This window comes from Candidatus Eisenbacteria bacterium, from assembly GCA_005893275.1.
Classification (GTDB): Bacteria; Eisenbacteria; RBG-16-71-46; order SZUA-252; family SZUA-252; genus WS-7.
In genome coordinates this window covers 1-11,024 of record VBOW01000030.1, presented here as the reverse complement: position 1 = coordinate 11,024, position 11,024 = coordinate 1, and the positions used below count along the sequence as shown (strand labels likewise).

9 protein-coding genes are annotated in these 11,024 nt (G+C 66.2%); 7 read left to right on the top strand and 2 right to left on the bottom strand.

What is annotated here, in order from left to right; all coding sequences use genetic code 11:
• The first annotated feature begins 17 nt into the window (after positions 1–17).
• Together E6K76_06890 and E6K76_06885 are read left to right on the top strand one after the other, a co-directional pair.
• Positions 18–722 (top strand): DUF72 domain-containing protein, encoded by a 705-nt coding sequence (locus tag E6K76_06890; GenBank protein ID TMQ58742.1) that lies wholly within the window; start codon positions 18–20, stop codon positions 720–722.
• Between the two features lie 457 nt (positions 723–1,179).
• Positions 1,180–1,851: a sigma-70 family RNA polymerase sigma factor gene (locus E6K76_06885; protein ID TMQ58741.1), complete on the top strand. Its 672-nt coding sequence runs from the start codon at positions 1,180–1,182 to the stop codon at positions 1,849–1,851.
• A 17-nt stretch (positions 1,852–1,868) separates the two neighbouring features.
• Here E6K76_06885 and E6K76_06880 read toward each other — a convergent pair whose 3' ends face one another.
• The gene (locus tag E6K76_06880; GenBank protein ID TMQ58740.1) at positions 1,869–2,135 is read right to left on the bottom strand and encodes a UBP-type zinc finger domain-containing protein; all 267 of its coding nucleotides are present in this window, start codon (positions 2,133–2,135) and stop codon (positions 1,869–1,871) included.
• A gap of 14 nt (positions 2,136–2,149) precedes the next feature.
• On the opposite strand from E6K76_06880, the gene E6K76_06875 reads away from it, so the two are divergent.
• The gene (locus tag E6K76_06875) at positions 2,150–3,061 is read left to right on the top strand and encodes a hypothetical protein (GenBank protein TMQ58739.1); all 912 of its coding nucleotides are present in this window, start codon (positions 2,150–2,152) and stop codon (positions 3,059–3,061) included.
• Between the two features lie 45 nt (positions 3,062–3,106).
• Here E6K76_06875 and E6K76_06870 read toward each other — a convergent pair whose 3' ends face one another.
• Positions 3,107–4,027 (bottom strand): hypothetical protein, encoded by a 921-nt coding sequence (locus tag E6K76_06870; protein TMQ58738.1) that lies wholly within the window; start codon positions 4,025–4,027, stop codon positions 3,107–3,109.
• 337 nt (positions 4,028–4,364) lie between these two features.
• On the opposite strand from E6K76_06870, the gene E6K76_06865 reads away from it, so the two are divergent.
• The 4 genes from E6K76_06865 to E6K76_06850 all read left to right on the top strand — a co-directional run.
• Positions 4,365–7,067: a PKD domain-containing protein gene (locus E6K76_06865; protein TMQ58737.1), complete on the top strand. Its 2,703-nt coding sequence runs from the start codon at positions 4,365–4,367 to the stop codon at positions 7,065–7,067.
• 80 nt (positions 7,068–7,147) lie between these two features.
• Positions 7,148–8,335: an aminomethyl transferase family protein gene (locus E6K76_06860; protein TMQ58771.1), complete on the top strand. Its 1,188-nt coding sequence runs from the start codon at positions 7,148–7,150 to the stop codon at positions 8,333–8,335.
• Complete coding sequence (locus tag E6K76_06855; protein ID TMQ58736.1) at positions 8,332–9,915, top strand: NAD(P)/FAD-dependent oxidoreductase; 1,584 nt, start codon at positions 8,332–8,334, stop codon at positions 9,913–9,915. The genes E6K76_06860 and E6K76_06855 overlap by 4 nt, the downstream gene beginning before the upstream one ends.
• Positions 9,828–11,024 (top strand): NAD(P)/FAD-dependent oxidoreductase (locus E6K76_06850; GenBank protein ID TMQ58735.1); only part of this gene is annotated, 1,197 nt, incomplete at its 3' end. The genes E6K76_06855 and E6K76_06850, both read left to right, overlap by 88 nt.

The following is an 11,024-nucleotide window of genomic DNA, read 5'->3' as shown; positions in this document are numbered from 1 at the left end:
CGAGACGAGGAGCGCGAATGCGAATCCGGGTCGGCACCAGCGGGTGGTCGTACAAGGAATGGAAGGGACACTTCTATCCCGAGAAGCTCGCCGCGAAGGATATGCTGCACTACTACGCAGAGCGCTTTCCCACGGTCGAGGTGAACAACACCTTCTACCGGATGCCGAACCCCGCGACGCTCGAGAGCTGGTCGGCCGAGGTGCCGAGCGATTTCGCGTTCGTGCTCAAGGCGTCCAAGCGGATCACGCACGACAAGCGCCTCAAAGAAGTCGGCGATTCCGTGGCGTACCTGCTGCGCACCGCGGCCGCGCTCGGGCCGAAGCTCGGACCTTTCCTGGTGCAGCTTCCGCCGAACATGAAAAAGGACGTTCCGAGGCTGCGCGATTTCCTCGCGCTGCTCGAGACGCCCGCGCGCGCCGCGTTCGAGTTTCGCCATGTTTCGTGGTTCGACGACGAAGTGTACGCGGCCTTACGGGAGCGAGGAGCCGCGTGGTGCGTCGCGGACACGGGCGAGGAGGGCGACCCTCCTTTTGTCTCCACCGCCGACTGGGGCTACATGCGGCTGCGGCGTGTCGAATATACGACGGACGATCTGCGGTCCTGGGCGGACCGGGTCCGCGGCCAGACCTGGGGCGAAGTCTTCGTGTTCTTCAAGCACGAGGAAGCGGGGACAGGCCCCAAGCTCGCCGCGAAATTCATGGAGGCCTGCGAGGAACGTTAGTCTCGCCGCTGCGGGCGCAAATCCGCTCCTCCGCGCCCACGGGCCGATCCTCGGGCGATTGTAAGTCCTACCCGGTTTTGCAAAGGCGGGAGGACCGGGTCCGGTCCATCGTCATCAAGGTGCGGAACGGCAGCAAGGTACGCCCGCGGGGCCCGTGGCCTGCTTGATGCTTGCAACCGGCGACGGACCGCCACCACGCAAGGAATGCCAGACTCCCAGGGAGGGAAAAGAAATGCCCGCGACAGCGCCCGCCTGCTCGGAATCACCTACGACACGCACACCAACTGCGCTCGAGTTCGCGCTCGACAGCGGCGATCACCGCGTCTATCAGCCACAGGAGGTGTGGCCCATCAAGGGTGCCGCGTCCTGACCGCGACGGCCGCGTAGACGAAACGACACAAAACGCCCGGCAAGCTCGTGTTGCGCCCGGGAGGATGGAACTACAGGGGGGAAGCAGATGAATACGTCGTCCGAAGAGCGTAGCCGAGAGACATTCTTCTCCCTGATGAGCAAGCACCTGAAGCAGCTGTATCACTTTGTCCGTCAGGAGATCGGCTGTTTTGAGGCCGTGGGGGACTTGGTAACGGGCGAGGTGACCGCGGAGGATGTGGTGGATGCCGTGGTGCTCCGAGCGTATCGCGAGTTCGTTACCGAACCGTCCGGGCGCAGGGTTAGAGGCTGGCTGATACGGCTGGCCAGGGAGCAGCTCGAAACCGAGGTGAGAAGGCTGAAAGAGGAGCGGGAACGCTCGGTGCAAATCGAGGAGGACCTGGCGGAAACACCGCCTCAAGAGGAGGTATCCACGCTGGGCGAGGAGATTCTCTATTTCTACGAGCCGGAGGAAGACCTGAAGCTGGAAGAGGTCATTCCGGACCTCACCGTGCCGACGCCCGAGCAGGAAATGGAGACCAGGGAGCTGCGCTCGTCCGTGAAGGCGTCTCTGACGCACATGCCCAGAGAATGGCGGCGGACTTTGATGCTACATCACATTGAAGGGCTCGAAGGCGCCGAGCTCGCCGAGGCCGTCGGTCGGCCGGAGTCGGAATTGCAGCACATGCTCGAGCAAGCGCGCAACTACCTGCGCGAGCGGCTGGTCGAGGCGGGATGTCACTTCACGACCGCCGCATGATCGGGCCTTCCCGAGCGTCAATACTCCACGAAGGCGTCGTCCAAGAAGCAGTAGAGCCATTGCTCGCCGGGCTCCGCTGACGCGACGACCGGATGGCCGGTCGAGCGCGCGTGCTTGCTCGCGTGACGGTTCGGTGAGGAGTCGCAGCAGAGCGTGGAGCTGCACTGCTGGCATGTGCGTAGGTGCAGCCACTGCGCCCCGATCTTGACGCACTCCTCGCACACCCTGCGCGTCGGCCGCTTGACGTCGGTAATCGCGGTTATGTGGGGACAGGCTTCGATCATCGCGTCAGTGTATCATGGTCCTCATGGAAGGGGAGCGGTGGCCGGCGTTGGCGTATGAGGACTGGAAGGACACCTACGCGACGCTCCACATGTGGACGCAGGTCGTGGGGAAGGTGGCGCTCGCGCAGGCGCCGCCCCTCAACCATTCGTGGGCGATCGCCATGCAAATTACACCCCGCGGGCTTTCCACGCGCACCCTCCCGCACGGGCGAAGGTCGTTCACGATCGAGTTCGACTTCATCGACCACCAGCTCGTGGTCCGGGCGTCGGACGGGCCGGTGCGAACGCTGCCGCTCAAGCCACGATCGGTCGCGGAATTCTACCGCGATGTCATGGACTTGCTGGGAGACATGGGCTTCGCGGTGAAGATCTGGCCGATGCCGGTCGAGATCCCTTCACCGATTCGCTTCGACGAGGATAGGGTCCACCACTCGTACGATCGGAAGTACGCGAACCGCGTCTGGCGCATTCTCGCCCAGAGCGAGCGCGTGTTGAACGAGGTCCGGTGCCAGTTCATCGGAAAGTGCAGCCCCGTGCATTTCTTCTGGGGCAGCTTCGATTTGGCGGTCACGCGTTTCTCGGGCCGAACGGCTCCACCCCGTGACGGCCCCGCCTTCATGCGCGACGCCTACTCCCACGAAGTCATCAGCCATGGCTTCTGGCCGGGCGGCGAACCTCTTCCGGAGCCCGTGTTCTACGCGTACGCCGTGCCGGAGCCCCGGGGGTTTCGTGAGGCGCCGGTGGAACCGGTCGCGGCGTCTTATCGCGGCGACCTCGGCGAGTTCATTCTCCCGTACGAGGCGGTCCGGAGGGCCGCGGATCCGGACGGCGCGATTCGACTCTTTGTCGAGACCACCTACAGCCAGGCCGCGACCCTCGCCGGATGGGATCGGGCCGCGCTCGAGCGTCCTCTGATCGCGAAGTAAGGCCAGCGCTGTTTTGCCGGAGAGAGGCGGAACATCTCGCCGGCGTTACTTGGCGGCGAGTTGCTCGCGGAGCCAGTCGACCTCGAACCGATCATCGGGGTCGAGCACAATACCGGCACGGTTCAGGGTCGATTCCACCTCCGCCACCCGGTCAGCCGTTCTCTCCGTTTCCCCGCGGTGGTACGCGAGAGCGGCGCCATTCAAAAGCTCCATCGCCCGGTCATACGGGTTCTCGCTCCCGCGTCGGAGCTCGCTGCACTCGCCAAAATATTGCACCGCCGCCGCGACATCGCCCAGGTGAAGACTTACGTGGCCGAGATTGTGCAGCTCCGTGCGGACCATCCCGAGATCCCGAAGCCCGCGGTTGAGCGTGAGGCTGTCCTTGTAGAGAGTCGTTGCCCGGGGGTAGTCACCGGACAGCCGCGTCCCGGCCGCGAGCAGGTGGAGCGGCATCACCTGGGCGTCCCGTTCGAGATCCCGCGTGACTCGCAGTGCCTCCTCGGCCAACCGGCATACAGAGTCGTATTCGCCGGCTCGGAGTGCCACCCGGCTGAGGCCCACCAGGGCCAGGGCCTCCGATTCGGGGTCTCCGATCTCGCGCGCGACCCGCAGCGCCTCCTCGTTCCGCGCCTGCGAGCGTGCCTGGTCCCCGGCGCGGAAAGCCAGGAGGCCGTCCGCGTAGAGCGCCCGCGATCGCGCCGCCGTTGGTGCACCCGGCCGGTCGAGCGCGGCCGCGAGAAGCGCCCGTCCCTCCGCAATCGCGCCGCTGCGGTGCCAGAGACGCCATACCGCCGCCGCGAGCTCCACACCCGCATCGACCTCGCCGTTCGCAGCGAGCCACTCGACAGCCTCGCGCAGGGCGCTCCGCTCCGGGTCGAGCCGCTTGGCCCAACCGTCCGCGTCCTCTCCGGTGAGCTTGGCTTGCCGCCCCAGAGCAAGCAACCGATCCGCGTCCGCCCGTGTCATCGTCCGAGCTTCTCGCAAACAGATCCGGTGGGCAAGCGCGGACAGCACAAGGGGGCATCTCAGGCGGCGAGACCTCGCCGCTCGCCGCCGGCCGAGGCTTGGAATCGCTTGAATCCATAGGGCGACATGCTAGAATGTATTCTAAGGTCGTAAGACTAGCTTGAGGCTTAGGGCGCCCATGGGGGGGAGCCACTCAAGCACGATGAGCCGTAATCTGTATCGATGATCGTGCCCAGAGGTACGACCTCCCCTCGCGCTTCACCCCCCGAGCCCTTCGCTTGTTCGCCGACCCTCAAACGCACCGCGTCCAACCACATCTTTGAAGAGGGGATCGTCGATGATGCGTCGGAACGTTGCAAGCGGCCTGCGAGCGACGGGCCTGGTCGTTTTTTTCTTCCTGCTTTCGCTCGGCTTGGTGACCGGCGCCTGGGCGGCCGGGACCTACTACGTCGACTCAACGAGCCCGGCGTGCTCGAATTCCGGCCCCGGCACGCAAGCCAACCCGTACTGCACGATCAGCGCCGCGCTCGCGGCGCACAATGGCCCAGGAACGACGATCGTCGTGCAGCCTGGCGTGTATCCCGAGGAGGTGACGGTGCCTTCATCCGGGGTTTCCGGGAACGCCTTCGTGATTCAGGCGGCGGGACCGGGGGCCGTGGTAGATGGCTCCGACGACTTTTCCTCCACGGCCCGATGGACACCGTATTCGGGAAATGTATGGCTCGCGTCTAGCGTGAGCTGGAGCCCGAAGCAGGTCTTCGCGGACGGGCTGCGACTCGCCGCGTCCACGGCGGCTCCGGCTTCCCTGCCCCCGCGGACCTACGTATGGGTGAGCGGCCAAGGGTTGTACGTCAACGCAGGCGGCGGGAATCCCGGGACGCATCAAGCACACGTGGGACACCGGAACTTCGGCATCTATCTGCCCGGGCGCTCCTGGGTCACGATAGACGGATTCTCCGTCACGCGCACGGAGGACAAGGCCGTCTTCGCCAATACCGGCTCGAACAACACGACGATCAGCCACAACACCGTGACGTTCGCCAACCGGTACGGCATCCAGGTCACCGGGTCGTCGGGCGTTCTGGTGGCCTCGAATGTGACCTCGGACAATAACTTTCACGGAATCGGGGTCACCTCCGGCGTTTCGGGATCCACCTTTGAGAACAACGATTCGTACCGTAACGCATACCCGCCGGCGCGCCAGGCGAACGGGATCTACGTCCGCGGCTCATCCGGGAATACGTTCCAAGGAAACCGGCTCCATGACAACCAGGATACGGGCCTCGACTTCGGCTCCTCGTCCAATAACAACATCTGCATTCAAAATCGATCCTGGAAGAACGGCGATCACGGCTTCGACGAGCTCCTTTCGACCGGGACCGTCCATCTGGGGGATGTGGCCTGGGGGAACTACAAAGACGGATTTTCCGTCGAGGGGGGCTCTGCCAGCACCACCTTTCGCAACTGCATCGGGGTCGACAACGGTCTGACGACCAACGAGTTCGATCTCTGGGTGGATTCGGGGTCCGCGCCGGGATTGGTCTCAGATGACAACATCTTCTGGAACAGCACGGCCCAGGCTCCGGTCAAATACATCTCCACCGTCTATCCGACGGTCGCGGCCTACTCGGCGGCGAGCGGGCAGGACAGGCGCTCGATCCAAGCGGATCCGCGGTTCATCGATCCGGCTGGGGGCAACTTCCACCTGTCGCCGGGCTCGCCCGCGATCGATTCTGGAAACTCGTCGCCGTCCCGGTGGCCCTCGACGGATGCCGAGGGGAATCCCCGCTTTGACGACCCGTCCACGCCGAACACAGGGTTGGGGCCGATCAGCTATTCCGACCGCGGCGCGCTGGAGTTTGCCTCGAACGATATTCCTCCGGTGGCATCCTTGTCGGTCACTCCATCGACGGGCGTTGCACCGCTCTCCGTCACGGCCGATGCCAGCGGCTCGAGCGACCCGGACGGCACGATCTCTTCCTATACCTTCGATTTCGGCGACGGATGGGTGGTGGGCCCTCAGGAGCAGGCCGTTGCCACGCACACGTTCCAGGGGGGTACGTGGCGCGTGAAGGTCACGGTGGTGGACAATGCGGGGGGCACCGGCTCCGCGACAGCGACGGTCACCGTCACCCGGGTGGATCGCCCGCCGTCGGTCACCGCGCCGACCGCCGTCTCGGGATTCGAGGGGTCCCAGCTGACCGTGGTTGTGTCCGCCTCGGATCCGGACGGGGATTCCATCAGCTCCCTGACGGCCGACCTCTCCGGCCTTCCAGCCGGCAATCTGGCCACGTTCACAAAGGCGACCGGGAACACCTCCGGGACGCTGAGATGGACCCCTGGATTTCAGGACGCCGGTTCCTACTCGGTGACCTTTACCGCCTCGAACGCGTTGTCGGGATCGGCGACGACCAGCATCGCGGTCTCCAACGTGGATCGTGCGCCTGTCGTGCAGGCGCCGAGCGACGTTTCCGTCAGGCAGGGCGCCGTGCTGACGATCAGGGTGACGGCCCAAGACCCGGACGGGGACCCCATCGCCTCTCTCACGGCGGATCTCTCCAAACTGCCTCCCGGCAACAACGCTTCCTTCGTGACGGACTCCACGAACACGTCCGGCGTTCTCAGTTGGACGGCGAATAAGGCCACCGCGAAACACTACGATATCGTTTTCACAGCTGCCAACGGCCTTTCGGGACGCGCAACGACCACCGTCCGGATCAGTAAGCACAGCGCCCAACCAGCCGGAGTCGGCGCGGCGTTGCCCGCCCTTGCGCTGGAGCAGAATCATCCGAATCCGTTCAACCCGGCGACGACCATTTCATTCGACCTTCCCGTGGAACAAGACATCCGGCTCGGTATCTACGGCGTCGACGGACGGCTTGTCGCGATGCTGGTCAACGGTGTCACGCCCGCGGGCTGGCACGACGTCACCTGGGAGGGGCGTGATGCCACCGGACGTTCCGTCTCATCAGGAACCTACTTCCTTCGCTTGGAGTGGGCCGGCCACGAGATGATCCGGCGGATGACTCTTCTCAAGTAAAAGAGGCCGCGCCGCCAGCTTGAGAGGCGGGAGATGCCACGTTGCCAGATTCCTACGTGGCGCCTAGACTCTGCCTCCTTATGCTGAAAACCACCCCCTTCCATTCCCGCACGGCCCCGTTGGTGCGCGCCCAAACGTGGCGTCGTTGGTCGGGCTACCAGATGGCGAGCGCATACGACCCGCACCCGGACCGCGAGTACGCGGCGATCCGGAACGCGGCGGCCTTGATCGACGTCTCGCCCCTCCACAAGTACATGCTGACGGGAGCGGATGCCGGCCGGCTTCTCGACCGGATGATCACCCGGGACATGGCCAGGTGTGCGGTGGGGCAGGTCTACTACACGCCGTGGTGCGACGCGGCGGGGAAGGTCATCGACGACGGAACGGTGAGCCGGCTCGCCGAGGCCGCCTACCGCCTCACCAGCGCGGACTCATCGCTGCGCTGGCTCTACATGAACGCGGTCGGGATGAAGGTACAAATCGACGATGTCTCCGAGCGGGTCGGAGCGCTCGCCCTCCAGGGGCCCCTCTCTCTGGCAATCCTGAACGAGGCGTCTCCGGCGGACTTTGCCAGGCTCAAGTACTTTCGCCTCGTCGAGACCACGGTTGGCGGTGTTCCCGTGACGGTCTCTCGCACCGGATACACCGGAGATCTGGGATACGAGATCTGGGTTGAGGCTCCGCGGGCCGAAGCGTTGTGGGACAGCCTCATCCAAGCGGGGACGCATTACGGGATCACGCCGGCGGGGGTCTGGGCGATGGACATCGCCCGCATCGAGGCGGGCCTCATCATGCTCGACGTGGACTATTTCTCCGCCCATCACGCGCTGATCGAGTCGCGCAAGTCCTCGCCCTACGAGATCAACCTCGGCTGGGCGGTCAGCTCCACGAAGGGGCCGTTCAACGGCCGGCGGGCGCTCGCGGCGGAACGGGCCCGAGGCGCCGCATGGGGGTTCGTGGGCCTCGAGGTCGAGTGGGATTCCTTCGAGCGCCTGTTCCGCGCGCATCACCTTCCGCCGCAGCTCTCCGGCATCGCCTGGCGGGCCAGCGCCCCCGTGTATCGGGCAGGCCGCCAGGTCGGCTATGCGACCAGCGGGTGCTGGTCGCCGCTCCTCAAGAAATCGCTCGCGCTCGCGCACCTGAGGGCGCCCCATTTCGAGCCCGGCACCCGGGTCGAGCTGGAGATCACGGTGGAGCACCAGAGGAAGACGGCCGACGCCGTGGTGCGCAAGCTTCCCTTTTTCGAGCCCGAGCGCAAGAAGGCATGAGCGTCCGGCGATACGACGCCATCCTGATCGGCGGCGGACACAACGGACTCGTGGCGGCCGCGTATCTCGCGCGCGCGGGCAGAAAGACCCTCGTGCTCGAGAGGCGCCCGATCGTGGGCGGCGCCGCCGTGACCGAGGAGGTCTTCCCGGGGTTCAAGTTCTCGGTCTTTTCGTACGTCGTGAGTCTCTTGCGTCCGGAGATCATCCGAGATCTCGATCTCCCGCGGCACGGGCTCCAGATCTTGCCCCTGGAGAGCACGATCACCCCGCTCGACGACGGCGATTATCTGGGGTCGTGGGCGGATCCGGACGAAGCGCGCCGCGAGCTCCGCCGCCACTCGCCGCGCGACGCGGACGCCATGGCGCTCTTCGGACGACTGATGCATCACATGGCCATGGCCGTGAAACCGATCATCGGCATGGTTCCGCCCGACCCGGCGTCGCTTTCGCCGTCGGATCTACGAGGCCTGCTCCGGCTGGGAAGACATTTCCGCTCGCTCGGCGCCGAGCGGTTCCACGCGCTCCACAAGCTCATGACCATGAGCAGCGCGGACTACCTCGACGAGTGGTTCGAGTTTGGACCTCTCAAGGCCACCAAGTCCGCCAGCGGAATCATCGGGACGTTTCTCGGTCCGCGCTCGCCCGGCTCGGCCTACGTCCTGCTCCACCATTACATGGGGGAGATCGATGGTGCCTTCCGGGCGTGGGGGTTCCAGAAAGGGGGAACCGGGGGGATCAGCGACGCGATCGCCGGCGCGGCACGCGCGTCGGGGGCCGAGATTCGCACCGACGCGGCCGTCGAGCGCGTGCTCGTGCGCGGCGGTCAGGCCGTGGGGGTGGCTCTCGCAAGCGGGGAAGAGATCGCCGCCAACCTGGTCGTTTCGGGGCTGGACCCGCGCCTCACGTTCACCCGGCTGGTCGACGCCGAGACGCTACCCGCCGAGCTCCTCGAGGGCGTGCGTCGATACAAGTTCCGAGGTTCGTCGGGGAAGGTGAACCTCGCCCTCGCGGGGCTGCCCGACTTCACGTGCCTGCCGGGCCCCGGCCGCCACCTGCGAGGGGCCGTTTCCATCAGCCCGAGCGTTGAGTATCTGGAGCGGGCGTACGACGACGCAAAATACGGCGAGTTCTCCCGGCATCCCTACCTGGACATCGTGATCCCGTCCATGATCGATCCAGGCATGGCGCCGCCCGGGAAGCACGTCATGAGCATCTTCGTCCAGTACGCTCCCTACCATCTCAACGGGGGCTGGACCGACGCCAGGCGCGAGGCGTTTGGCGACGCCGTGGTGCGGACGCTGGCGCGCTATGCGCCCAACATCGAATCGCTCATCCTCCACCGGCAGGTGCTGACGCCGGCCGACATCGAGCGCATCACCGGGCTCTCCGAGGGGAACATTTTCCAGGGCGAGCTCGCGCTGCAGCAGCTCTTCTTTCTCCGGCCTGTTCCGGCATGGGCGAAATACCGGACCCCCATCCGGGGCTACTGGCAATGCGGAGCCGGGACGCACCCTGGAGGCGGGATCATGGGCGCCTCGGGACGGTTGGCCGCCCTCGAGATTTTGAGGGACTCGCGATGACGATGCGCGGGTTCGAAGCGGTCGTCATCGGCGCCGGCGCGAACGGGCTCGTGGCCGCGACCTCGCTCGGACGAGCCGGGCTCAAGGTCCTGCTGCTCGAACGCAACGAAACGCCCGGAGGTCAGGGCCGGCTGGTCGAATTCGCTCCCGGGTTCCGCGCGGCTCCGCTCGGCCTGGATCCAGGCTGGGTGCCCCCGGTCGTCGCCCGGACGCTGGGTCTCCGCACGCTGGCACGAGCCGCCCTGGACTCCCCGGTGTCGGTGGTCCTCGAACCGGGCAGAGCCCTCACCCTTTCGCGGAATGCGGTCCGGGCCGCGGACGCGATCCGGGCCCACTCCGGGAGGGATGCCTCGAAGTGGCCCGCGTTCACAGCCCGCCTGAGAAAGCTGGCGGGGTTCCTCGAGGTCCTCTACCAAACCCCAGCGCCCGACATCGACGCGCGGTCGCTGGGCGAGATCCTTCCGCTTCTCGGGATCGGCCGTAGGTTCCGGGCGCTGGGACGCGTGGATATGGTCGAATTCCTCCGCACGCTTCCGATGTCGGTCTGGGAAATACTCGACGATTGGTTCGAGTGCGCGCCCCTCAAGGCCGCCGTGGCGGCGGGGGGAGTGCAGGACCTCCAGCAGGGGCCGCGCTCGGGTGCCACCGGCTTCGTCCTGCTCCACCACCTGGTTGGTGCGCCGGCCGGCTCGGTGCGTGGTCGCGTTCCCTGGCGCGCGGGGCCGGCTGCGTTCACCGAAGCAGCGGAAAAGGCCGCGCGGGCGGAGGGCGTCACCGTTCGCGCGGGCGCACCCGTCGCCGGCGTCCGCGTGCGGGAGGACGCCGTCTCCGGGGTGGTGCTCGAGAGCGGCGAGGAGATTGATTCGAAGCTCGTCCTCTCGACCGCCAGCCCCGCGCGCACGTTTCTGGAGTGGGTGGATCCGGTCTGGCTCGATCCGGAATTCCTTCACGCGGTGAGGAACATTCGCTACCGGGGGTGCACCGCCCTGGTGCTCTACGCTCTCGAGGCGTTGCCGGAGCTTGGCGGGCTTTCGCCTCGTGACGCGCTCGAAGGGGTCGTGACGCTCACCCCGAGCCTCGAGTCGCTCGAGCGTGCGTCCGACGCCGCG

What these genes read in the sequence shown, in the direction of transcription:
- E6K76_06885 (TMQ58741.1), top strand. Translation starts at nt 1,180, where the DNA reads ATGAATACGTCGTCCGAAGAGCGTAGCCGAGAGACATTCTTCTCCCTG.
- E6K76_06855 (TMQ58736.1), top strand. Translation starts at nt 8,332, where the DNA reads ATGAGCGTCCGGCGATACGACGCCATCCTGATCGGCGGCGGACACAAC.
- E6K76_06890 (TMQ58742.1), top strand. Translation starts at nt 18, where the DNA reads ATGCGAATCCGGGTCGGCACCAGCGGGTGGTCGTACAAGGAATGGAAG.
- E6K76_06875 (TMQ58739.1), top strand. Translation starts at nt 2,150, where the DNA reads ATGGTCCTCATGGAAGGGGAGCGGTGGCCGGCGTTGGCGTATGAGGAC.
- E6K76_06880 (TMQ58740.1), bottom strand. Translation starts at nt 2,135, where the DNA reads ATGATCGAAGCCTGTCCCCACATAACCGCGATTACCGACGTCAAGCGG.
- E6K76_06865 (TMQ58737.1), top strand. Translation starts at nt 4,365, where the DNA reads ATGATGCGTCGGAACGTTGCAAGCGGCCTGCGAGCGACGGGCCTGGTC.
- E6K76_06860 (TMQ58771.1), top strand. Translation starts at nt 7,148, where the DNA reads ATGCTGAAAACCACCCCCTTCCATTCCCGCACGGCCCCGTTGGTGCGC.
- E6K76_06870 (TMQ58738.1), bottom strand. Translation starts at nt 4,027, where the DNA reads ATGACACGGGCGGACGCGGATCGGTTGCTTGCTCTGGGGCGGCAAGCC.